Origin of the sequence: Micromonospora rubida (assembly GCF_009908295.1) — a bacterium.
Taxonomy (GTDB): Bacteria; Actinomycetota; Actinomycetes; order Mycobacteriales; family Micromonosporaceae; genus Micromonospora; species Micromonospora rubida.
Genome location: NZ_JAAALO010000001.1, coordinates 1,098,482 through 1,121,205, shown reverse-complemented (window position 1 = coordinate 1,121,205; position 22,724 = coordinate 1,098,482). Strand labels below are relative to the sequence as shown.

16 protein-coding genes and 2 pseudogenes are annotated in these 22,724 nt (G+C 69.5%); 14 read left to right on the top strand and 4 right to left on the bottom strand.

All coding sequences use genetic code 11. The features are described from left to right. Positions 1–122 precede the first annotated feature (122 nt). A complete protein-coding gene (gene mmsA / locus GVV04_RS04155) occupies positions 123–1,661 on the top strand; it encodes a multiple monosaccharide ABC transporter ATP-binding protein (RefSeq protein WP_161684527.1) in 1,539 nt (512 codons plus the stop codon). Then, positions 1,658–2,908, top strand: coding sequence for a multiple monosaccharide ABC transporter permease (mmsB, locus tag GVV04_RS04150; protein ID WP_161684525.1), 1,251 nt, complete (start codon positions 1,658–1,660; stop codon positions 2,906–2,908). Before mmsA ends, mmsB begins: the two co-directional genes overlap by 4 nt. Before the next feature lie 306 nt (positions 2,909–3,214). Here mmsB and GVV04_RS04145 read toward each other — a convergent pair whose 3' ends face one another. The 3 genes and pseudogenes from GVV04_RS04145 to GVV04_RS32800 form a co-directional block, all read right to left on the bottom strand. Next, a complete protein-coding gene (locus GVV04_RS04145; protein WP_161684523.1) occupies positions 3,215–5,542 on the bottom strand; it encodes a beta-L-arabinofuranosidase domain-containing protein in 2,328 nt (775 codons plus the stop codon). Positions 5,543–5,659: 117 nt separating this feature from the next. Beyond that, complete coding sequence (locus GVV04_RS04140) at positions 5,660–7,366, bottom strand: family 43 glycosylhydrolase (protein ID WP_407938756.1); 1,707 nt, start codon at positions 7,364–7,366, stop codon at positions 5,660–5,662. 565 nt (positions 7,367–7,931) lie between these two features. Then, positions 7,932–8,054: pseudogene (locus GVV04_RS32800) on the bottom strand (DUF72 domain-containing protein); the annotation flags it as partial. 229 nt (positions 8,055–8,283) lie between these two features. Here GVV04_RS32800 and GVV04_RS04130 point away from each other — a divergent pair. The 10 genes from GVV04_RS04130 (at position 8,284) to GVV04_RS04085 (ending at position 20,842) form a co-directional block, all read left to right on the top strand. Next, complete coding sequence (locus GVV04_RS04130) at positions 8,284–8,478, top strand: cellulose binding domain-containing protein (protein ID WP_328822192.1); 195 nt, start codon at positions 8,284–8,286, stop codon at positions 8,476–8,478. A 172-nt stretch (positions 8,479–8,650) separates the two neighbouring features. After that, positions 8,651–10,333, top strand: a complete 1,683-nt coding sequence (gene araB, locus GVV04_RS04125; protein ID WP_161684521.1) for a ribulokinase — start codon at positions 8,651–8,653, stop codon at positions 10,331–10,333. Further along, positions 10,330–11,022, top strand: a complete 693-nt coding sequence (locus GVV04_RS04120; RefSeq protein ID WP_161684519.1) for an L-ribulose-5-phosphate 4-epimerase — start codon at positions 10,330–10,332, stop codon at positions 11,020–11,022. The genes araB and GVV04_RS04120 overlap by 4 nt, the downstream gene beginning before the upstream one ends. A gap of 77 nt (positions 11,023–11,099) precedes the next feature. After that, the gene (locus tag GVV04_RS04115; RefSeq protein ID WP_201752818.1) at positions 11,100–12,101 is read left to right on the top strand and encodes an ABC transporter substrate-binding protein; all 1,002 of its coding nucleotides are present in this window, start codon (positions 11,100–11,102) and stop codon (positions 12,099–12,101) included. 70 nt (positions 12,102–12,171) lie between these two features. Beyond that, positions 12,172–13,713, top strand: coding sequence for a sugar ABC transporter ATP-binding protein (locus tag GVV04_RS04110; RefSeq protein ID WP_161684517.1), 1,542 nt, complete (start codon positions 12,172–12,174; stop codon positions 13,711–13,713). Beyond that, a complete protein-coding gene (locus tag GVV04_RS04105; RefSeq protein ID WP_161684515.1) occupies positions 13,710–14,780 on the top strand; it encodes an ABC transporter permease in 1,071 nt (356 codons plus the stop codon). The genes GVV04_RS04110 and GVV04_RS04105 overlap by 4 nt, the downstream gene beginning before the upstream one ends. After that, a complete protein-coding gene (yjfF, locus tag GVV04_RS04100; RefSeq protein ID WP_161684513.1) occupies positions 14,777–15,766 on the top strand; it encodes a galactofuranose ABC transporter, permease protein YjfF in 990 nt (329 codons plus the stop codon). Before GVV04_RS04105 ends, yjfF begins: the two co-directional genes overlap by 4 nt. Positions 15,767–15,792: 26 nt before the next feature. Continuing rightward, positions 15,793–17,295: an L-arabinose isomerase gene (araA, locus tag GVV04_RS04095; protein WP_161684511.1), complete on the top strand. Its 1,503-nt coding sequence runs from the start codon at positions 15,793–15,795 to the stop codon at positions 17,293–17,295. A 73-nt stretch (positions 17,296–17,368) separates the two neighbouring features. Continuing rightward, positions 17,369–19,456 (top strand): family 43 glycosylhydrolase, encoded by a 2,088-nt coding sequence (locus GVV04_RS04090; RefSeq protein WP_161684509.1) that lies wholly within the window; start codon positions 17,369–17,371, stop codon positions 19,454–19,456. Between the two features lie 384 nt (positions 19,457–19,840). Then, complete coding sequence (locus tag GVV04_RS04085; protein ID WP_201752817.1) at positions 19,841–20,842, top strand: LacI family DNA-binding transcriptional regulator; 1,002 nt, start codon at positions 19,841–19,843, stop codon at positions 20,840–20,842. A gap of 117 nt (positions 20,843–20,959) precedes the next feature. On the opposite strand, the gene GVV04_RS04080 is transcribed toward GVV04_RS04085, so the two are convergent. Then, positions 20,960–21,754 carry a TetR/AcrR family transcriptional regulator C-terminal domain-containing protein gene (locus GVV04_RS04080; RefSeq protein ID WP_328822191.1) on the bottom strand — a complete coding sequence of 265 codons (795 nt, stop codon included), beginning with the start codon at positions 21,752–21,754 and terminating at the stop codon, positions 20,960–20,962. 196 nt (positions 21,755–21,950) lie between these two features. Here GVV04_RS04080 and GVV04_RS04075 point away from each other — a divergent pair, with 196 nt between their 5' ends. Both GVV04_RS04075 and GVV04_RS32795 read left to right on the top strand, forming a co-directional pair. Continuing rightward, complete coding sequence (locus GVV04_RS04075; RefSeq protein ID WP_161684507.1) at positions 21,951–22,304, top strand: hypothetical protein; 354 nt, start codon at positions 21,951–21,953, stop codon at positions 22,302–22,304. A 102-nt stretch (positions 22,305–22,406) separates the two neighbouring features. Continuing rightward, a pseudogene (locus GVV04_RS32795) lies at positions 22,407–22,649 on the top strand (helix-turn-helix domain-containing protein); the annotation flags it as partial. Between the last annotated feature and the right edge of the window lie 75 nt (positions 22,650–22,724).

Sequence of the window (22,724 nt, the reverse complement as noted above, 5' to 3'; positions counted from 1 at the left end):
GCCGCGGCGGGCGCCCCCGCCCACACCACGAAGTGAGCGGGCCGTCGGGCGCGGCGCCGGCCGTCGCCGCGCCCGACGGCACCGCGAGCCGGCCTCCGGCCTTGACGATCAGGACGCTGACCATGGACGACACCATCCTCGAGATGCGACGCATCACGAAGACCTTCCCCGGGGTCACCGCACTGCAGGACGTCTCCCTCGCGGTGCGCCGAGGGGAGATCCGCGCCATCTGCGGCGAGAACGGCGCCGGCAAGTCCACCCTGATGAAGGTGCTCTCCGGCGTACACCCGACCGGTTCCTACGACGGCGAGATCGTCTTCGACGGTCGGCCGGTGCACTTCCGGGGCATCCGCGACAGCGAGTCCCACGGCATCGTCATCATCCACCAGGAACTCGCCCTGGTGCCGCACCTGTCGATCGCCGAGAACCTCTTCCTCGGCAACGAGCGCCGTGGACTGGGCGGCCTCATCGACTGGAACCGGGCCAACGCTGACGCCGCCGACCTACTGGCCTCGGTCGGCCTGCACGAGAACCCGGTCACCCCGGTCATCCAGCTCGGCGTCGGCAAGCAACAGCTGGTCGAGATCGCCAAGGCGTTGTCCAAGAAGGTGCGCCTGCTCATCCTGGACGAGCCGACCGCAGCCCTCAACGACGTCGACTCGGCACACCTGCTCGACCTGCTGCGACGGCTGCGGGAGCGGGGCATCACCTGCATTCTGATCTCGCACAAGCTCAACGAGGTCACTGCGATCGCCGACTCGACCACCGTCATCCGGGACGGGCGCACGGTGGAGACGCTCGCCATGGCGTCGGGGGCCGTCGCCCAGGAGCGGATCATCCGGGGAATGGTCGGCCGGGATCTGGACAGCTTCTACCCCGATCGGGTTTCGTCGCCGGGGGAGGAGGTGCTGCGGATCGAGAACTGGAGCGTGCGGCACCCCACCCAGGACCGGCTGGTCGTCGACGGGGTCAGCCTGGACGTACGCGCCGGCGAGGTGGTCGGCATCGCCGGACTGATGGGCGCCGGGCGGACCGAGCTGGCGATGAGCGTCTTCGGCCGGTCGTACGGCCGGGACGTGCGCGGCCGGCTGTTCGTGCGTGGCCGGGAGGTCCGGGTGCACACCGTCGCGCAGGCCATCGGCCACGGCATCGCCTACGTCACCGAGGATCGCAAGCGCTTCGGCCTTAACCTGATCGACGACGTCCGGCGCAACGTCTCCGCCGCCGCACTGGGCCGGCTCGCCCGCCTCGGCTGGGTCAACGGCAACGAGGAGATCGAGGTCGCCGAGCGGAGCCGACGCGAGATGAACATCAAGACGACCAGCGTGATGGCGGTGGTCGGCAAGCTCTCCGGCGGCAACCAGCAGAAGGTCGTGCTGTCGAAGTGGTTGTTCACCAGCCCGGACGTGCTGATCCTCGACGAACCGACCCGGGGGATCGACGTCGGGGCGAAGTTCGAGATCTACACGATCGTCAACCGGCTCGTCGCCGCCGGCAAGGCGGTCATTCTGATCTCCTCGGAGCTGCCGGAGCTGTTGGGCATGTGCGACCGCATCTACACCCTCGCCGCCGGCCGGATCACCGGCCAGGTGTCGGTGGTCGAGGCGACCCAGGAGTACCTCATGGACCTGATGACGAAGGACAAGGAGCGCGTGGGATGACCAGCGTCAAGACCTCGTCGGCCCCCGCCCCGCAGCCCACCGGGAAGACCCCGGGCGTCGCCCTGCACACCGGCACCAGCGACCTACGGGCGCTGGTGCTGAACAACCTGCGGCAGAGCGGCATCTACGTCGCCCTGGTCGTCATCGTCGCGCTCTTCGCCGTGCTGACCGACGGGGTGTCGCTGAGCCCCGGCAACATCACGAACATCGTGCTGCAGTACTCCTACATCCTGGTGCTGGCGATCGGCATGGTGATCGTGATCATCGGCGGGCACATCGACCTGTCGGTGGGCTCGGTGGTCGCGCTCACCGGGGCGGTCTCCGCCGTGCTGGTCATCCGGGAGGGTTACCCCTGGTGGGTCGGCATCCTGGCCGCGCTGGCGGTCGGGGTGGTGGTCGGCGCCTGGCACGGCTTCTGGGTCGCGTACGCCGGGATCCCCGCCTTCATCGTGACGCTGGCGGGCATGCTGCTGTTCCGCGGCCTCACCCTGCGGGTGCTGGACAACATCTCGCTGTCGCCGTTCCCGGCCGACTACCAGCAGGTCGCCGCCGGCTTCCTCAACGGACTGCTCGGCGGTCAGGGCTTCGACGTGTTCACCCTGCTCATCGGGGCCGTCGCGGTGGCCGGGTACGTGGTCAGCGGCTTCCGGACCCGGGTGGCCCGGGTCCGGTACCAGCAGCCGGTGGAGTCGTTCCCACTGTTCGTCGCCCGGGTGGCGGTGGTCGGGGCGGTCATCATGTACTTCGCCTGGCAGTTGGCCCACGCCCGAGGGCTGCCCATCGTGCTGATCGTGCTGGCCGTTCTCGTCCTGGTCTACGGGCTGCTCACCCGGCGTACCGTCTTCGGCCGGCAGGTCTACGCCATCGGCGGCAACCTGTCGGCGGCGACGCTGTCCGGGGTGAAGGTGCGGACGGTCAACTTCTGGATGTTCGTCAACATGGGCTTCCTGGCGGCAGTCGCCGGGGTTATCTACTCCTCGCGGTCCAACGGCGCCCAGCCCGCTGCGGGCAACATGTTCGAGCTGGACGCGATCGCCGCCGCCTTCATCGGTGGCGCGGCCGTCACCGGTGGTGTGGGCACCGTGGTCGGTGCCGTGGTCGGCGGCCTGATCATGGCGGTGATGAGCAACGGTATGCAGCTCATGGGCGTCGACCAGTCGGTCCAGTCGGTGGTCAAGGGGCTGGTGTTGCTGGTCGCCGTGGCCTTCGACGTCTACAACAAGCGTCGCGCCGGCACGGCCCGCTGAGAGCGGCGCGGCGGCCACCCCAGGCGCTCCGATCCGGGGACAGACACCCTCGCGGCGTCCCCGCGACACGGCCGACATACCGGCCGTGTCGCGGGGCCGCCGCGCTTCTGCCAAGGGCTCCGCGTCGCGGATGCTTCGTCTTGACAAATCAAGCCATCGCTCAGTGTCTATGACTAGCGGAGTGAGGTCGATGATGGGTCGTCGGTATGCGTCCGATCTCCTGGCGCGTTGCCATTCGTGCGACCGAAAGCTCTCGCCGTCCCGCCCGGCGCCCCGGGCCGGCGCCCGGTTCCGACCGATCGCCGCCTACTGGTTGGCGACGAGCCGCCAGCGGTTGTCCGCGCTGCCGTTGTCGGAGTCCTGCACTGCCTGTGCGCCCCAGGCGGTCGAGCCGTTGAGGATACCGAGCAGCTTCCCGCTGTTGATGTTGCGGATCTTGTAGGTGCCGTCGCCCTGGCCCAGGAGGGTCCACCGGTGGTCGGCGGTGCCGTTGTCGGCCCACTGCAACACGGTGGCGTTGTCGGCGGTGGACATGTTCTGCACGCCGAGGACCTTGCCGCTGTTGACGTTGCGGAACCGGACCGCGTCGCCATCGGTCACGATGGCCCAGTTGTGGTCGGCCGTCCCGCTGTCGCCCCACTGCACGGCGAGCCCGCCGTCGGCGGTGGACATGTCCTTGATGCCGAGGACCAGGCCGGTGCCGACGTTGACGAGGCGGTGGCTGCTGGCACTGGAACCGCCGCTGGTGTTCCAGTAGACCGTGTAGTTGAAGCCCTGGGCGTCGTGGAACGGCCCGAGGTTGACCGTGGACCCGTTCGCGGTGGCGGTGAACGCCAACGAACTGGTGCTGGTCCGGGTGATCGACGAGACGTTCAGCGACGGCAGGGAGCTCAACGACGTGTTGCCGTAGTTGCCGCACAGCACCGCCGGGCCGTACGTGACCGCGCCGACGTTGGCGTTGTCGTTGGCCGCCTGCACGACCACCCGCATCGGCAGCCGTACGGTGATGGTGTCGCCCGCCGCCCAGGTGCGGGTGACCGTGGCGTAGCTGCCGGGCGTGGTGGCCACGCTCTGCGTCGCCCCGTTGACGGCGATCGTCGCGTTGGTGGTCCACGCCGGGATCCGCACCCGGATGCTCCACGACCCGCTCATCGTGCCGGACAGGGTCAGCGTGCTGGTGTCGCTGACCGGGTAGCTGGTGCTCTGGGTGACGGTGATCCCGCGCTGCGACCAGGTCAGCACCGACGGCACGAACAGGTTCACGGTCAGCGTCGTGCCGTTGTAGAAGTAGATGGAGTCCATCAGCTTCGTGTTCGTCTCGATGCCGGTGCCCTGGCAGCACCAGAACGAGTTGTAGTCGGTGCTCCAGGTGCCGCCACCCCAGGCCGGGCCGACCCCCCGGCGTCCGCCCGGCTGGAGCGGGGTGAAGTAGGTGATGTGGCCGTGGCTGTCGGCCGGGTTCTGCGCGCCGATGAGGTGGTTGAGCAGAGCACGCTCGTAGTAGTCGAAGTACGCGGCCCGGTTCGGGTCGAGCAGCCACAGCTCCCGGGTCAGCTTGAGCATGTTGTAGGTGTTGCAGTGCTCGCAGGTGTCGTTGTTGAGATAGCCGGCGATCGCGTTGGGTGGCCGGAAGTGCTCGGACTGGCTGTTGCCGCCGATGGCGTAGGTGTGCGCCCCGACGATCATGTTCCACGAGTTGCTGGCGATGTCGCGGTAGCGGGTGGTGCCGGTCTGCTTGTACTCCTTCGCCGCGCCGACCAACTTGGGCAGCATGGTGTTGGCGTGCTTGCCGTTGAGGGTGTCGGAGTTCGCGGCGAGCGGGTCGTAGACGGCGGCGTGGTCGAACCGCTGGGCGACGGTGAGCCAGCGCCCGTCACCGGTGTACTGGTAGAGCTGGGTCAGCACCTCGTTCATGCCGCCGAACTCGGTGTTCAGGACCGTCTGCATCTGGTTGTAGTTCAGCCGGCCGGTGCGCCACTCGACCCAGCCGGCGAACCGCAGCAGGACGTCGCGGGCCTGGGTGTTGCCGATGTACCGCCAGACGTCGAGCAGTCCGGCCAGGGTCTTGTGAACGCAGTAGTACGACACGGCGACGGGCGTGCCCGCTTCGACCGCGCTGATGTCGGACTCGGGGAAGCCGGACAGGTAGCCGGTGTTGAACCCGGCGGCACTGTTGTTCGCCTGACACTTGGCCAGCTCAGCGACCATGTAGTTGGCCTTGTCCCGGCACGTGGTGTCGCCCAGCACCGCGTAGGCGTGCGCCCAGGCGGTGAGGAAGTGCCCCTGCATGTGGGTGCGGAAGGGAAAGTTCGGGGCATCCCAGCCGCCGTTCGTCGCGGTCCCGTTGGTGGAGAGCCGGTGGTTGGCCCGGAAGTTGTAGAGCATCCGGTCCACGTCGATGAAGCGCAGGTAGTTCAGCGTGCGGTTCTGGTTGTCCTGGAAGCGGCCGGCGGTCAGCCGTACCTGACCGAGGTCGAACGGGTACGCCGAGACGCCGATGTCCGCCCGCGCCGGGGGGACCACCGCCGCGGCGGCCGGCAGTTGACCGAGGATGGTGCCGCCGGCGGCGGAGACGAGGGCGGTGGCACCGGCGGCCTGCAGCAGCTGGCGTCGGCTGAGGGACGGGGATGACATGGAACCTCCATGGGACTGCGGCTCGGACCAGGGCCCGGCCGGGGGGACTCGTTCTGGGCGGTGGACGTGGTGGGGTGATGGTCCGCCCCGGTGGGGCGGGGCGGACCATCACGATCGTCAGGCGGGTGTGCAGGTCAGGTTGGTCGGCGGTTGGTTGCTGCCGGTGGTGGCGCTGATGTAGCCGACGGTGGTGGTTGCGCCTGCGGCGAGCTGGCCGTTGTAGCTGGCGTTGGTGACGGTCACCTGGTTGCCCTGCTGGCTGTAGGTGCCGTTCCAGGTCTGCGACACCGTCTGTCCGCTGGGGAAGGTGAAGCTCACCCGCCAGCCGGTGACCGGGACGGGCCCGTTGGTGATGGTCAGCCGGCCCTCGAAGCCGCCCTGCCAGGTGTTGACCACCTCGTTGGTGACCCCACAGGACAACCCCCCGGGGCCCGTCGGGGTCGGCGTCGGGGTCACGGTCGGGGTCGGCGTCGGCGTGGGCGTCGGGCCGGACGCGTTCTGGAACTGCCACCAGTTGACGTTGAACAGGTAGCCGCTGCCGCCGGTGAACCGCAGGTACAGGTCGTGGGTGCCGGACGCGCCGGTCACCGGGCAGGAGACGGTCTGCCAGGTCTGCCAGCCGCTGGTGCCCGGTCCGGCGCAGGCGCCCACCCGGGTGCCGGTGGGGCTGTCCAGCCGGACCTCGATGTTGCCGCCGCTGGTCGCCGAGGCCACCCGGGCGCTGAAGGACGACGCGCCGGTGCCGAAGGCCACCCCCTTGACCTTGATGTAGTCGCCGTTCTCGATGAAGCCGACGTTCATCCCGCCCTCGCTGGACACCTCCGTCTCGATGCCGGAGCCCCAGGCGATGGTCTCGGCCTCCTGGCGCACGTACGGGTTCAGCGTGCCGATCTGCGGTGCGCCGGTGGTGGTCATGTTGATCGTCGGGATGGTGCCGTTGCTGTTGTAGGCGAACCTCTCCACCGCGACCGACCGGGTGTAGCCACCGCCGCCGGGCAGCGCCCCGTTGTGGTAGAAGAAGTACGAGCCGCCGTTGAAGTCGATGACCCCGGCGTGGTTGGTGAAGCTGCCGCCCTGCCGGGGCATGATCGTGCCGCGGTAGGTCCACGGCCCGGTCGGGCCGGTGGCCGTCGAGTAGCCGATGAACTCCGAGCAGCACTCCGCCGCGAACACGTTGTAGTACGTGCCGTTGCGCTTGTAGACCCAGGGGCCTTCCTCGTACAGCGTCGGCCGGTTCGCGTTGCCGTTACGGGTGCCGAACCCGGCGGTGGTGAGGGGAATCTTGGTGGCGCTGCCGGAGTACGAGATCATGTCGGTGTTCAGCTTCACGTACCACAGGTTCGGGTTGCCCCAGTAGAGGTACGCCTGCCCGTCGTCGTCGATGAAGACGGTCGGGTCGATCTCGCCGTTGGCCACCAGGGGGCGGCCGATGGCGTCGTGGAACGGTCCGGTGGGGCTGTCGCCCACCGCCACCCCGATGGCCATCGAGTTGGTCGACTTGGCGGTCACCGGCACGTACCAGTAGAACTTGCCGTTGCGGGCGATGACCTGGCCAGCCCACGCGTCCGCCTTCGCCCAGCTGAAGGTGCCGACGTTGAGCGGCGAGCCGTGGTCGGTCCAGTTGACCATGTCGGCGGACGACCAGACCCGCCACTCCTTCATCGTGAAGTACGTGGAGCCGTCCTCGTCGTGGCCGGTGTAGAGGTACACCCGGCCGCTGTGCACCAGCGGGGCCGGGTCGGCGGTGTAGATGTGCTGGACGATCGGGTTGTCGGCCTTGGCGGCGGTGGCCGGGAGCAACGTGGAGACCAGGAGCAGGCTCACGAACCAGGCGACAGAGCGCCGCAGTCTGATCAGCGGTGGCGGTGGGGGTTTCACCAGTGCCTCCCAGGGTGGTGGATGGGAACATCTGTTCAGCACGACCGGGTGGAGATGACGGCCGTCCGCTGTCCGGCCGGCACTTTGGGTCGGCGTGTGGTCGGGGCGGGGTCGCCACGCGGAGGTGGGCGGTGCGCGCCGTGGCTCCCGGGTGGGTCGGGCGGCCAGCCCGACCCGCCATGCGCGCAGCGCCCGCCGGAGACGCCCGGAGGCGATCGGCCGGCGTTGGCCGTGTATCGCTCCACCAGGCCGGGTGCGGGTCGGGTGGAGCGCGGAGGCGTGCCCTTCGCCTCCGTCGCCGACGGTATCTGTTAGCGCTAACATGCGCAATGCATAGACATGTGTGACTCGGTATGGTGCCAGGCCGGGGTCTGAGCGCGCGCCCACCGTCAGCGCCGCCGTCCGTAGTGGCAGGCGGAGCTCCCTGGGTCAGGCATCCCGCTCCGCGTCGCTGGTCGACGGGCTCCGGAAGAACGCGGTGGTGTCGAGCGGGATCCAGTCTCCCTGGCCGGGTCGCGTAGAGGGTGGTGTTTCCCTCGACCGCGTCGCGTCGGCTCGCGTAGTGCCGCAGGCGCTCGTGCGGCGCGAGCGGGTGCGCCAGGAGCCGCCTCTGCCACGACCGGTGCTTCCACATCGCGCAGCTGACCTGAAGACGCACCATCCCGGCCCCTCCCGCCACCCCGAGCATTCCGGCAGCCGCAGCCCCCGTGCCGCGACGCCGACGCCCTCTGGGTCCGCCGGTGTGGTTTCCCGGCCGACGCCGCCGGGTGGGTGCGGCGCGACCTGCCAGCCGGTCAACAGCTGGCCCGGCGGTTTCAGGTCGAGGTCACCGCGGCCGGCACGGGTACCGCAGCGGGTGACCGGTGACGCGGACGCTCTCCGGCTACCAGAGCACCAGCCAGGTCTGGAACGGCATGCCGAGCGCCAGCGGCAGCACCGTGACCGTGGCCAACGCCGGGTACAACGGCGCGCTACCGGGCGGTGATCGTACGACCTTTGGCTTCACCGCGACCGGCCCGATCTGCTCCCCACCGACCCTGACCTGCGCACCTGTCTGAAGGGGGCGGTCCGAGCGGTCGCACTCATCCGATGAGTGCGACCGCCCGGGCGGCAACCCGCCTCCGCCGTCGCGGACCGCATCCGCCTCGTTACGCAGCTGTTGCGAACAGATACCTTGACGGGAGTGGATGTGAGCGTTAACACTATCCGCGTCAAACGGTGGAGGTGAACATGAACCATGTCGATGGAGCGGGCGACGGCTACGTCGTCGGTGTCGACTTCGGGACCCTGTCCGGCCGGGCCCTCGTGGTCCGGGTCCGCGACGGTGCCGAGCTGGGAACCGCGGTGCACGAGTACGGCGACGGGGTCATCAGCGCGGCCCTTCCCGGCGGACAGCCGCTGCCCCCGGACTGGGCGTTGCAGAACCCGCAGGACTACCGCGACGTGCTGCGCCACGCGGTGCCCGCGGCCCTGGCCGCCGCCGGCGTCGACCCCGCACAGGTCATCGGCATCGGCATCGACTTCACCTCCTGCACGGTCCTGCCGACGCTCGCCGACGGCACGCCCCTGTGTGAGGTCCCCGAGCTGCGCGAGCGTCCACACTCCTGGGTGAAGCTGTGGAAGCACCACGCCGCGCAGGCGGACGCCGACCGGATCAACGCCCTGGCCCACGAGCGCGGTGAGCCGTGGATCGGCCGCTACGGCGGCAAGATCTCGGCCGAGTGGCAGTTCGCCAAGGGGTTGCAGATCCTCCGCGAGGACCCGGAGGTCTACCACCGGGCCGAGCGCTTCATCGAGGCCACGGACTGGATCGTCTGGGAGCTGTGCGGCACCGAGACACGCAACATCTGCACCGCCGGCTACAAGGGCATCCGGCAGGACGGCCGCTACCCGTGCATCGACTTTCTCACCGCCCTCGATCCGGCCTTCGGCGACTTCGTTGCCAAACTGGACGGCCCCCTGCTGCCGCTGGGCGCCCGCGCCGGAGCGCTCACCGCCCGGGCCGCCGGGTGGACCGGTCTGCCGGAGGGGATCGCCGTGGCCGCCGGCAACGTCGACGCCCACGTCACCGCCGCCGCCGCGCAGGCGGTGCAACCCGGACGGCTCGTCGCCATCATGGGCACGTCCACCTGCCATGTGGTCAACGGCACCCGCCCCGCCAGCGTGGCCGGCATGTGCGGCGTCGTCGACGGCGGCATCAGCCCCGGCTCCTGGGGCTACGAGGCGGGGCAGAGCGGGGTGGGGGACATCTTCGGCTGGTTCGTCGCGCAGGCCGCCCCGGCCGGTGTCGCCAGCCACGAACGCCTCACCGAGCTGGCCGCCGCCCAGCCAGTCGGCGCCCACGGCCTGATCGCGCTGGACTGGTGGAACGGCAACCGGTCGCTGCTGGTCAACCACGACCTCAGCGGAATGATCGTCGGGTTGACCCTGGCCACCCGGCCGGAGGACGTCTACCGGGCGCTGCTGGAGTCCACCGCGTATGGCACCCGCATGATCATCGAGGCGTTCGCCGCCGCCGGAGTGGCGGTCGACGACCTGGTGATCGCCGGCGGCCTGACCTCCAACGACCTGCTGATGCAGATCTACGCCGACGTCACCAACCGCCCGCTGAACATCATCGCCTCCGCGCAGGGGCCGGCGCTGGGCTCGGCGATCCACGCCGCCGTCGCCGCCGGCGCGTACCCCACGATCGAGGAGGCGTCGCAGGCCATGGGCCGGGTGCACGAGGCCGTGCACCGGCCGGACCCAGAGCGGGCGCGGGCCTACGACGCGCTTTACGCCGAATACCGGCGGCTGCACGACCACTTCGGTCGCGGCGGCAACGACGTGATGCTCCGCCTGCGGGCCATCCGCAACGCGGCCCTGGACACGACGGCGGGCCGGACCGAGACCCTGTGGGAGATGGTCGGATGAATGCCGAGGCGACCCGACAGGTGGACGAGCTACGCGAGACCATTGCCCGCCTGCACCACCAGCTGACCCGCTACAACCTGGTGGCCTGGACCTCGGGCAACGTCTCGGCACGGGTGCCCGGCAGCGACCTCATGGTGATCAAGCCGAGCGGTGTCGACTACGACGACCTGTCGGCGGCCACGATGGTGGTGTGCGACCTCGACGGCACCCTGGTCGAGGGAGACTTCGCGCCGTCCAGCGACACCGCTGCGCACGCCTACGTCTACCGGGCCATGCCCGAGGTCGGCGGTGTCGTGCACACCCACAGCGCGTACGCGACCGCCTGGGCGGCCCGCGGTGAGGCGATTCCCTGCCACCTCACCGCGCAGGCCGACGAGTTCGGCGGCGAGATCCCGGTCGGCCCGTTCGCGCTCATCGGCGGCGACGATATCGGCAAGGGCATCGTGGCCACCCTCTCCGGGCACCGTTCGCCGGCGGTGCTGATGCGCAACCACGGCGTCTTCACCATCGGCCGCGACGCCCGTGCGGCGGTCAAGGCCGCCGTCATGTGCGAGGACGTCGCCCGGACCGCGCACCTGACCCGTGTCCTCGGCGACCCGGCGCCGATGGCGCAGGCTGACATCGATGCCCTGCACCACCGCTACCAGAACGCCTACGGCCAACGCGGCACCTCAGCGGCGACCTCCTGAACCGCCCCGGGTACGACCGTCCGTCCGGTGGACGGTCGGCGCCACCCCACCCCACCACACCCATCCGAGGAGAACTGATGCGAAAGATGCGAATGCCTTCCCGGCCCTGGCACGCCGCCGCCATGGCCCTGGCCACCGTGCTGCTGGTCGGCAGCGTGGCGGCCTGCGGCAACAGCGACACCGGCGACGCCGGCAACGATGGAAAGATCGTCCTGGGCTTCTCCCAGGTCGGTGCGGAGAGCGGCTGGCGGACGGCCAACACCACCTCGATCAAGGAGTCGGCCGCCGCTGCGGGCATCGAGCTGAAGTTCGACGACGCGCAGCAGAAGCAGGAGAACCAGATCAAGGCGATCCGCAACTTCATCCAGCAGAAGGTGGACGTGATCGCCTTCTCGCCGGTGGTGGAGTCGGGCTGGGACACCGTACTCAAGGAGGCCAAGGACGCCGGCATCCCGGTGATCCTCACCGACCGCAGCGTCGACTCGGCCGACAAGAGCCTCTACAAGACCTTCATCGGCTCCGACTTCGTCAAGGAGGGCCGGCTGGCCGGCGAGTGGCTGGTCGAGCAGAAGAAGGGCACGCCGGGCCCGGTGAACATCGTCGAGCTCCAGGGCACCACCGGCTCGGCGCCCGCCAACGACCGCAAGAAGGGCTTCGCCGAGGCGACCGCCGTCAACCCGAGCCTGAAGACCATCGCCTCGCAGAGCGGTGACTTCACCCGGGCCGGTGGCAAGCAGGTCATGGAGCAGTTCCTCAAGGCCAACCCGAAGATCGACGTGCTGTTCGCGCACAACGACGACATGGGCCTCGGCGCGTTGGAGGCGATCACCGCAGCCGGCAAGGTGCCGGGCAAGGACATCACCATCATCACCATCGACGCGGTCAAGGACGGCATGCAGGCCCTGGCCGACGGCAAGTTCAACTTCATCGCCGAGTGCAGCCCGCTGCTCGGCCCGCAGCTCATGGACCTCGCGAAGAAGGCCCACGACGGCGAGCAGGTGTCGCCCCGGATCGAGACCGAGGAGACCACCTTCACCCAGGATCAGGCCAAGGCGGCCCTGCCCAACCGCAAGTACTGATCGCGGCCTGGGGTCGCCGCGGTGACGCGGCGGCCCCGCCGCGACGCGAACTCAGAAGAGGTCTGATGGGATGACGGATAGCCGTCCGGTCCTGACGATGACCGGGATCAGCAAGTCCTTTCCCGGGGTACGCGCACTCCACGACGTCCACTTCCGGCTCTTCCCCGGTGAGGTGCACGCCCTGATGGGCGAGAACGGGGCCGGCAAGTCGACCCTGATCAAGGTGTTGACCGGCGTCTACGACACCGACGGTGGCACGGTCACCCTCGGCGGTACGGAGGTCTCCTTCGCCGGCCCGATGCAGGCCACCGGGGCCGGGGTGAGCACCGTCTACCAGGAGGTCAACCTCTGCACCAACCTGTCGGTGGCGGAGAACATCTTCATCGGCCGGGAACCCCGCCGGCTCGGCGCCGTGCGCTGGGGCGAGATGCGCCGCCGGGCCCGCGCGCTGCTGTCCCGCCTCGACCTCGACCTCGACGTCAGCGCGCCGCTGGGGTCGTACTCGCTGGCGATCCAGCAGATGGTCGCCATCGCCCGCGCGATCGACGTCCAGGCTCGGGTGCTGATCCTGGACGAGCCGACCTCCAGCCTCGACGCGGATGAGGTCGCGCAGCTCTTCCGCATCATGCGCCAGTTGCGCGACGAGGGCATCGCCATCCTCTTCGTGACCCACTTCCTCGACCAGGTCTACGCCATCGCCGACCGGATCACCGTGCTGCGCAACGGCCAGTTGGTGGGGGAGTACCCGACCGCCGAGCTGCCCCAGCTCACCCTGGTCGAGAAGATGATTGGCAAGGAGCTCGACATCCTCGAGGGCATCGACGAGCAGCCCAAGCGCGATGTGGCCGCGCTGGAGAAGGGGACGCCGCTGGTGGCGGTCTCCGACCTGGGCCGGTCCGGAGCGGTGGAGCCGTTCAGCCTCGCCATCCACGCCGGGGAGGTGGTCGGCCTGGCCGGGCTGCTCGGCTCCGGTCGTACCGAGGTCGCCCGCCTGCTGTTCGGCGCGGACCGGGCCGACCGCGGTGAGATCGCCATGGACGGGCAACCGACCGGGCTGTCCACCCCCGCGCGGGCCATCGAGCGGGGCATCGGCTTCTGCTCGGAGAACCGCCGGGCCGAGGGCATCGTCGCGGAACTCTCGGTCCGGGAGAACATGCTCCTGGCCATGCAGGCCGCCCGCGGTTGGCTCCGGCCCATCCCGCGCCGCCGCCAGGACGAGCTGGTCGAGAAGTACATCACGGCATTGCAGATCCGGCCGGCCGACCCGGAGGCGCCGGTACGCAACCTCTCCGGGGGTAACCAGCAGAAGGTGCTACTGGCCCGCTGGCTGATCACCGAGCCACGGCTGCTGATCCTCGACGAACCCACCCGGGGCATCGACATCGGGGCGAAGACCGAGCTCCAGAAGCTGGTGGCGCAGTTGTCCGACGGCGGGATGGCCGTGCTGTTCATCTCCGCCGAACTGGAGGAGGTACTGCGGCTGAGCCACAAGGTGGTCGTGATGCGCGACCGGCGGATGGTCGCGCACCTCGCCAACGACGACAGCCTCGACGCCGACCGCGTCATGCAGACGATCGCCAGCGGTTCCCACCGCGAGGAGGTGAACCGATGACCGACACCAGGAGCCGCTACCGTGCGGTGACCGGGCACCAGCTGTTCTGGCCGGTCGCGGTGCTCGTGGTGATGCTGGCCGCGAACACGATCTACCGTCCCGGCTTCCTCTCCGTCGAGGTCAACAACGGGCATCTGTACGGCACCCCGATCGACATCCTGCGGCTGAGCGCGCCGTTGATCCTTGTCGCGTTGGGCATGACGGTCGTCATCTCCACCGGCGGCATCGACCTGTCGGTCGGCTCGATGGTCGCGATCAGCGGCGCGACCGCCTGCCTGTACATCAGCGAGCAGCCGGACCAGAACAGCCTTCCGGCAGTGCTGACCGGGCTCGCGATGGGTCTGGGGATCGCGCTCGTGCTCGGCGCCTGGAACGGGGTGCTGGTCGCCGTGATCGGCATTCAGCCGATCATCGCGACCCTGATCCTGATGGTGGCCGGCCGGGGTCTCGCGCAGCTGATCACCGAGGGCCAGATCATCACCATCAACTCCGGGCCGTACCGGGCGATCGGGCTCGGCCACGTCCTGACCCTGCCGCTGGCCATCCTCATCGCGCTGGCGGCGGCGCTCCTGGTCGCCGCGTTCACCCGCTGGACCGCGCTCGGCATGATCATCGAGTCGGTGGGCGGTAACGCCGAGGCCAGTCGACTGGCCGGCATCCGCTCGGGGCGGGTCGTGTTCCTCGCCTACGTGCTCAGCGCCGTCTGCGCCGCGGTCGCCGGATTCATGATCACTGCCAACGTGTCCAGCGCCGACGGCAACGCCGCCGGTCTCTGGGTGGAACTCGATGCCATCCTCGCGGTGGTCATCGGCGGCACGGCCCTCGCGGGTGGCCGGTTCCATCTCAGCGGCACCATCCTCGGTGCGCTGATCATCCAGACCCTCACCACCTCGGTATACGCCATGAATATCTCGCCGCAGACCGCGCTGCTGTTCAAGGCGGTCGTGGTCATCGCCGTCTGCCTCATCCAGGCCCCGGCCTTCCGGGCCCGAATCACCCGCCAGCGCAGAGCCGCCCCGACCAGCCCGCCGACCCCGGCGCGGGAGAAGGAGGAGGTGCCGGCATGAGCAGCACGTCGCTGACGCTCGGGCGGGCCAAACTGCGGCTGCCCCGCCGGCAGGTGCCGGTGCTGGCGACCCTCGTCCTGCTCCTGGTCATGTACGGCATCGGGGTGTCCCAGTACCGGGCGTTCTCCAACGTCCAGGTGGTCTTCAACGTCTTCATCGACAACGGATTCCTGCTGGTCGTCGCGGTCGGGATGACCTTCGTGATCCTCACCGGCGGCATCGACCTGTCGGTCGGCTCGGTCGTCGCGATGACGGCGATGGTGTCGGCGTCCCTGCTCCAGCAGGGCCTGCCGGCGCAGGTGGTGCTCGTCGTCGCGCTGCTCATCGGGCCGTTGCTCGGCTTCCTGATGGGCTGTGCGATCCACTTCTTCGAGATCCAGCCGTTCATCGTCACCCTCGCCGGGATGTTCTTCGCCCGCGGCATGTGCACCTTCATCAGCGGGTCGTCGATCCCGATCACGGACGGCTTCTGGACCACCATGTCTCAGCAGCGGATCGGCGATCCGCAGGGCAACTTCGTGTCGATCAGCGTGCTCATCGCCTTCGCTGTGGTCATTGTGGCGGCGTGGACGCTGGCCTACACCCGCCTCGGCCGCAACGTGTACGCCGTCGGTGGCAACCCCCAGTCGGCGCTGCTGATGGGGCTGCCGGTCGGCCGTACCCGGATAGCGGTCTACACGATCAGCGGTCTGTGCTCCGCGATCGGCGGGATCCTGCTGTCCTTCTACACGCTCTCCGGCGCCCCGCTGATCGCCGTCGGCATGGAGTTGGACGTGATCGCGGCGGTGGTGATCGGCGGCACCGTCCTCACCGGTGGCTCGGGGTACGTCTTCGGCACGGTGCTCGGCGTGCTGGCGCTGGGCGTGATCCAGACCCTCATCACCTTCGACGGGAGCCTGAACTCCTGGTGGACGCGGATCGTGATCGGCGGTCTGCTCTTCGCGTTCATCCTGCTCCAGCGTCTCGTCGGAATCCGCTACAAGTGACCGCCCCTCCTGCGGAAGGCAACCATATGGCAACACACGCGCAACCCGAGGTCTGGTTCCTCACCGGTAGTCAGGGCATGTACGGCGAGGACACCCTCCGCCAGGTGGCGGAGCAGTCCCGTCAGATCGCTGCGGCCCTGGACGCCTCACCCCACGTCCCCGTGCGGGTGGTCTGGAAGCCGGTCCTGACCACCAGCGCGGACATCCTGGAGGTCTGCCGCGACGCCGCCGTGCGGGGGGCGATCGGGGTCATCGCGTGGATGCACACCTTCTCACCGGCGAAGATGTGGATCGGCGGCCTGGACGCGCTGCGGACGCCATTGCTGCACCTGCACACCCAGGCCAACGTCCGGCTGCCCTGGGACGAGATCGACATGGACTTCATGAACCTGAACCAGGCCGCCCACGGCGACCGGGAGTTCGGGTATGTCCAGACCCGGCTCGGGGTCGCCCGCAAGACGGTCGCCGGGCACGTCAGTGACCCTCGGGTGGCCGCGCGGGTGGGTGCCTGGGCCCGGGCCGCGGTGGGCTGGTCGGCCATGCGGTCGCTGCGTCTGGCCCGGTTCGGCGACAACATGCGCGACGTCGCGGTGACCGAGGGTGACAAGGTGGAGGCGGAGCTGCGCTTCGGTGTCTCGGTCAACACCTACGGCGTCAACGACCTGGTCCGGGTGGTCGACGAGGTCGCCGAGGCGGAGGTCGACGACGTGGTCAAGGAGTACGACGACACCTGTCGCGTCCCCGCCGAGCTGCGTGTCGGCGGGGAGCGGCACGACTCGTTGCGCTACGCGGCCCGGCTGGAGATCGGTCTGCGGACGTTCCTCGATGCGGGCGGCTTCCGGGCGTTCACCACGAACTTCGAGGACCTCGGGGGGCTGCGCCAGTTGCCCGGCATCGCCGTGCAGCGGTTGATGGCCGACGGCTACGGCTTCGGCGGCGAGGGTGACTGGAAGACGTCGGTCCTGGTGCGGACGTTGAAGGCGATGTCGGTGGGCGTCGACGGCGGCACCTCGTTCATGGAGGACTACACCTACGACCTCACTCCCGGCGAGGAGTTGGTGCTCGGTGCCCACATGCTGGAAATCTGCCCCACCATCGCGGCGGACGTGCCGAAGGTGGAGATCCATCCGCTGAGCATCGGTGGGCGGGAGGACCCGGTCCGGCTCGTCTTCGACGCCGCGCCCGGCCCGGCGGTGGTGCTGGGGCTGGCGGACATGGGGGAACGCTTCCGGCTGGTGGCCAACGAGATCGACGTGGTGTCGCCGCCGCACCCGCTGCGTCGACTCCCGGTGGCCCGTGCTGTCTGGCGTCCCCGCCCGAGCCTGCCCGGCTCGGCCGAGGCGTGGATCACCGCCGGCGCGCCGCACCACACGGTCCTGTCGCAGGCGGTGGGTGTGGAGGAGCTGCACGACCTGGCCGAGATGAGCCGCACCGAACTCGTCGTCATCGACGCGGACACCGATCCGCGTCGCTTCGCCGACGAGCTGCGCTGGAACCAGGCCTACTACCGACTCGCCCGCGGCTTCTGACACCGCGACCCGGGCACCCCCGACGGGTGGCCCGCTCCGGCTCGCCCGAACTGAAGGTCATCGAAGGAGGATCATGGCTTCCATTGGCAGGCTCCGGTGGTCCGCGCCGCGACGGCGCGGGTGGTTGTCGCGGGTCGCCGCCGCGATGGCGGTGGTGGTGGGCGGGGCGCTCGCGGCGGTGGGCCCGACCTCGCCGGCCGCGGCGGCGACGGTGGACACCAACGCCTGGTACGTGGTGGTAAACCGCAACAGCGGCAAGGCTCTGGACGTCTACAACCGGGCGACGACCGACGGCGCGCGGATCACCCAGTGGACGCGCAACGACGGCACCAACCAGCAGTGGCAGTTCGTCGATTCCGGTGGCGGCTACTACCGGTTGAAGTCTCGCTTGTCGGGCAAGGTGCTCGACGTCTACAACTTCTCCACCGCCAACGGTGCGTCGATCGTGCAGTGGGGCGACGGTAACGGGGTCAACCAGCAGTTCCGGTTGGCGGACTCCGCCGGTGGTTACGTCCGGCTGATCAACCGCAACAGCAACAAGGCTGTGGAGATGCAGAATGCCTCCACCGCCGACGGCGGCAACGTGGTGCAGTACGACGACTTCAACGGCTCGCACCAGCAGTGGCAGCTGATCCGCGTCGGCGACAGTGGCAACCCCGGCGGTACGTACACCAACCCCGTGGTCTGGCAGGACTTTGCCGACGTCGACATCATCCGGGTGGACAACACCTACTACTTGTCGGCGTCCACCATGCATTACTCGCCCGGCGCGCCGGTGCTGCGCTCGTACGACCTGGTCAACTGGGAGTTCGCTGGCCACTCGGTGCCCCGGCTGGACTTCGGCTCGAAGTACGACATGGGCAGCGGGCGGGCCTACGTCGACGGGATCTGGGCCTCGACGCTGAACTACCGGCCGAGCAACCGGACGTTCTACTGGGCGGGGTGTATCGACTTCGCCCAGACCCACATCTACACCGCGTCGGCCGTCGACGGCACCTGGAGCCGGCACGCGACCATCCCCAACTGCTACTACGACGCCGGCATGCTGATCGACGACAACGACACGATGTACGTGGCGTACGGCAACGGCACCATCAGCGTCGCGCAGCTGTCCGACGACGGGCGTACCCAGGTCCGCAACCAGCAGGTCTACACGACCCCGTCGAGCATCGGCACCCTGGAGGGCGCCCGCTTCTACAAGCGCAACGGCGCCTACTACATCTGGCTCACCCGCCCGGCCAACGGGCAGTACGTGCTGAAGTCGACCAACGGTCCCTTTGGCCCGTACGAGCAGCGCCAGGTGCTGCTCAACATGCCCGGCCCGATCTCCGGCGGCGGCGTGCCGCACCAGGGCGGGCTGGTGCAGACCCAGAACGGCGACTGGTACTACATGGCCTTCGTCGACGCCTATCCCGGCGGGCGGATGCCGGCGATGGCCCCGATCACCTGGACCAGCGACGGCTGGCCGCAGGTCCAGACCGTCAACGGCGCCTGGGGCGGCTCGTACCCGGTGCCGAACCTGCCCGCGCCGCCGCGGGCGGTGAAGCCGCTCACCGGCGTGGACACGTTCGCCGGGACGACCCTGGGGCCGCAGTGGGAGTGGAACCACAACCCGGACACCAGCCGGTTCTCGGTCAACAACGGGCTCCGGCTGCAGACGGCCACCGTCACCAACGACCTGTACGCGGCCCGCAACACGTTGACCCACCGCATCCAGGGCCCCAGCTCCACGGCCACGGTCGAACTCGACTACTCCGCGATGGCGAACGGGGACCGCGCCGGTCTGTCGGTGTTCCGTAACACGTCGGCCTGGGCCGGCGTCAGACGCGACAACGGCAGCACCCGCGTGGTCATGCAGAACGACCTGACGATGGACGGCAACTGGAACACCACCAGCACCGGTACGGAGGTGGCCAGCGCGCCGGTCTCCGGCGGTCGGATCTGGTTGCGGGCCACCGCCGACATCAGGCCCGGGGCCGGCCGGCAGGCGACCTTCTCGTACAGCACCGACGGCGTGACCTTCACCCGACTCGGGAACGCGCTGACCCTGGCCAACAACTGGGAGTTCTTCATGGGCTACCGGTTCGCCATCTTCAACCACGCCACGCAGTCCCTGGGCGGCGCGGTCACCGTACGCCGGTTCGAACTGGCCACACCGTGACACCGACCGCGTCCTGACCGGTCGCTCCGGAGGAGGGATGTTCTTCCGGAGGTGACGCGCGACTCAGACGTGCGGGCCCGTCTCCGCGCCCCCGAAGGGCGGGGAGACGGGTCCTTCGTCTCGCGTGGCCCGGCCCGCGGGAACCCACCCACGGTATTCGTCGGACCTCTGGCGGGTGACCGTCGAGAGGGCTCGGTCGTGCCATGCCCAGTGCGAGGGCTGGCGTAGACTAGCGGCGGTGCAACGTTGGTCACCCAGGGCATCGGCACCGGCATCATGGCCGCGCGAGGGGATCGGGCACGAGTCCGCGTGAGTCGACGTCGACGGGCCGCGGTAGCTGGGACGTCGGCGGGGGGAGTGACAATGGCCGTGCACGGTCCTGCGATGACGGACGTCGCCCGTCTGGCCGGAGTCTCCCATCAGACGGTGTCGCGGGTGCTCAACGGTCACCCCAACGTCCGCGAGCAGACCCGGTTGCGGGTGCAGGCCGCGATCGTCGAGCTGGACTATCGGCCCAACGGTGCCGCGCGGGCCCTGGTCACCGGCCGGTCGAAGGTCATCGGGGTGGTCGCGCAGAACACCACCCTGTACGGACCGGCGTCGCTGCTCGCCGCGCTGGAGCAGACCGCAGCGGAGCAGGGTTTCGCCGTCAGCGTGGGCAGCGTGCGCAACCTGGACCACCGGTCCATCTCCGACGCCGTCGAGCGGCACCTGGCGCACCGGGTCGCCGGCATCGTGGTCATCGCCCCGGTCGAGTCGGCCGGGGAGGCGTTGGAGCGGCTGCCCAAGGGCGTACCGCTGGTCACCGTCGACGGTGATCCCCGCCGGCCGGTGCCGCTGGTGACGGTCGACCAGGTGGCCGGGGCCCGGGAGGCCACCCGGCACCTGCTCGACGCGGGGCACCGCACGGTCTGGCATGTGTCCGGGCCGTCGGACTGGTTCGACAGCGCGGGCCGCATCGACGGCTGGAGGGATGCGTTGTCGGCCGCGGGGGCGGAGGAGCCGCCCCTGATGTCGGCGGACTGGTCTGCCGCCTCCGGCTACCGGTGCGGGCAGATGCTGGCCCGGATGCCCGAGGTCACCGCGATCTTTACCGCCAACGACCATCTCGCGCTCGGCGTGCTGCGGGCCCTGCACGAGGCCGGCAAGCGGGTGCCCGACGACCTCAGCGTGGTCGGTTTCGACGATGTGCCGGAGGCGGCATACTTCATCCCGCCGCTGACCACCGTCCGGCCGGACTTCGACGCCGTGGCCCGGGCGAGCCTGAACATGCTGCTCACCCAGATCGAGACCGGCGGTGGTGGCGCGCTGCGGCAGACCATCGCCCCGACCCTCGTCGCCCGCGACAGCGTCGCCGCCCCCCGCCACATCCGGGCGATGGGATAACCGCGAGCCAAGACTGGCCCTGCCCCCTGCCCCCTGCCGGCAGACGCGTTGCCGCGAACTGGGCGACCTGGCCGCCACCTTGGCGCACACGCCGTGACGTGTGTCAGGCCACCGTCCTTACCTGGGTGGACGTGAGGATGTCCAGCCTTGTTGGCGGAGTCGTTCGATGCCGTCGAGTAGCAGGTCCAGTGCGAATTCGAATTCGAACTGGTCGTCGCAGCCCCGGCCGACGACCGAGGTGTCGTCGTGTGCCGCCGCGGTGGCGATTGCCGCGAGGTGCGGGAACTGGGCGGCGGCCTCCGCCGGGAACGCTGCCGGCGGGTCGGGCTCGGTCATGCCGGACCGGCCGGCGCGTCGGGATGCGTCGAACAGTTCCTGGCTGAAGCCCAGCATGCGGCTGCCCATCGCGTGCATCACGTGGTGGGCGAGGTCTGTGGAGAACCCGCCCTCCCGGAGTGTCCCGACCATCGAGTTGAGGTGGCCGAGGAGGGCCGGCGTCGCCTCGTTCCGGGACTCGATCGCGATCGCCGCCCAGGGGTGGCGCAGCAGCACCTCCCGCGCCGAGAGGATGCGCTCGCGGGTCACCCGCTTCCAGTCGGCGTCGGGCACCGGCGGATCGATCTCGCCGACGACCACGTCGATCATGCCGTCGAGCAGTTCGTCCTTGTTTGCCACGTGCTTGTAGAGGGCCATCGGCACGACGCCCAGATCCTGGGCGAGGTTGCGCATCCGCCGGAGGTGCTCACGCTCGCGGACGTCGACGCGCCGGTGCCGGCGGCCGACGAGGTGCTCGTGCGGGTCGAGGCCGCCGCGCTCAACGCGCAGCATCCAGTCGATCAGGGCTTCGATGTCCTCCTCGATGACCTCCTGGATCGCCTTCCCGCCGAGGCGGGCACGGACCGGCAGGAGCACGTTTCCGTAGCTGAAGGGTGCTGGTGAGATCAATCCCCGGATCGCGTCTCGTCAGGGCTCAGCGTGGGTCGGGTGCGGTGTTTCCTTCCTGTCGGAGGCAACAGGAAACTCGTTCCGGAAAGCCGGTTGACCGGCTGACGCTGATGGCAGTCGGCTGGTTGGTCTGCCAGTCCGTAAGTGCAGAGGAGAGTGCACGATGTCCAAGAGCAGGGTTGCCTTCCGTCGTCGTCTCGGACGGGCGGCTGCGATCGTCGGTGCAGCCGGCGCCTTCGTGGCGATGACGAGTCTGCCGGCATCCGCAGCCGGGCCGTACATCAGCTCGAACTCCGGCGGTGCCAACATCCGGAGCTGCGCCAACACCGGTTGCTCGGCCAACGGCTACTACGGCAACGGCACGCCCGTCACGATGGTCTGCTGGACCGATGCCCAGTGGGTCTATCCGCCGAACTCCAACTACGCGTCCAACCGCTGGTTCAGGGTGTCCGCCCCGAGGAGCGGCTACATCCACTCGTCACTGGTCGCGGCTCAGGTGTCGACGCCCGCGTGCTGATCGTGCGGTGGTCCGGCGGCCACCTCTGGCTGCCGGACCACCGCCGTGCGAAGGTGAAGCTTGATACAGTTACCACGTGTCTCGCGAAGACGACGCTGCGCCATGATCGGCGCGCGTGACGAGAGACACGAGCCACCAACCAGCGCTGACAGATGCGAGCCATCAACCGACACCGTCGAACGGCTGGGAGAGTGCCTCCGCCGTTACCGGGAGGCGGCCGGGCTGTCTCTGTCCGGGCTGGCTCGGAAGGTCAACTACAGCCGTGGCTACTTGAGCAAGGTGGAGACAGGCCGGGCGCCGGGCAACGTCCAGTTGGCGGAGCGCTGCGACGACGCGCTGGGGGCCGGTGGCGTGCTGGCTGGGCTTGCGCGGGCGCAGCTGCGTGAGGCGCGCACTGCCGACCGCACGGATTCGCCTGAC

Excerpts from the sequence above, each read along its gene's own strand:
- mmsA (WP_161684527.1), top strand. The coding sequence starts at position 123 with ATGGACGACACCATCCTCGAGATGCGACGCATCACGAAGACCTTCCCC.
- mmsB (WP_161684525.1), top strand. The coding sequence starts at position 1,658 with ATGACCAGCGTCAAGACCTCGTCGGCCCCCGCCCCGCAGCCCACCGGG.
- GVV04_RS04145 (WP_161684523.1), bottom strand. The coding sequence starts at position 5,542 with ATGTCATCCCCGTCCCTCAGCCGACGCCAGCTGCTGCAGGCCGCCGGT.
- araB (WP_161684521.1), top strand. The coding sequence starts at position 8,651 with ATGAACCATGTCGATGGAGCGGGCGACGGCTACGTCGTCGGTGTCGAC.
- GVV04_RS04120 (WP_161684519.1), top strand. The coding sequence starts at position 10,330 with ATGAATGCCGAGGCGACCCGACAGGTGGACGAGCTACGCGAGACCATT.
- GVV04_RS04115 (WP_201752818.1), top strand. The coding sequence starts at position 11,100 with ATGCGAAAGATGCGAATGCCTTCCCGGCCCTGGCACGCCGCCGCCATG.
- GVV04_RS04110 (WP_161684517.1), top strand. The coding sequence starts at position 12,172 with ATGACGGATAGCCGTCCGGTCCTGACGATGACCGGGATCAGCAAGTCC.
- GVV04_RS04105 (WP_161684515.1), top strand. The coding sequence starts at position 13,710 with ATGACCGACACCAGGAGCCGCTACCGTGCGGTGACCGGGCACCAGCTG.
- yjfF (WP_161684513.1), top strand. The coding sequence starts at position 14,777 with ATGAGCAGCACGTCGCTGACGCTCGGGCGGGCCAAACTGCGGCTGCCC.
- araA (WP_161684511.1), top strand. The coding sequence starts at position 15,793 with ATGGCAACACACGCGCAACCCGAGGTCTGGTTCCTCACCGGTAGTCAG.
- GVV04_RS04090 (WP_161684509.1), top strand. The coding sequence starts at position 17,369 with ATGGCTTCCATTGGCAGGCTCCGGTGGTCCGCGCCGCGACGGCGCGGG.
- GVV04_RS04085 (WP_201752817.1), top strand. The coding sequence starts at position 19,841 with ATGACGGACGTCGCCCGTCTGGCCGGAGTCTCCCATCAGACGGTGTCG.
- GVV04_RS04075 (WP_161684507.1), top strand. The coding sequence starts at position 21,951 with ATGTCCAAGAGCAGGGTTGCCTTCCGTCGTCGTCTCGGACGGGCGGCT.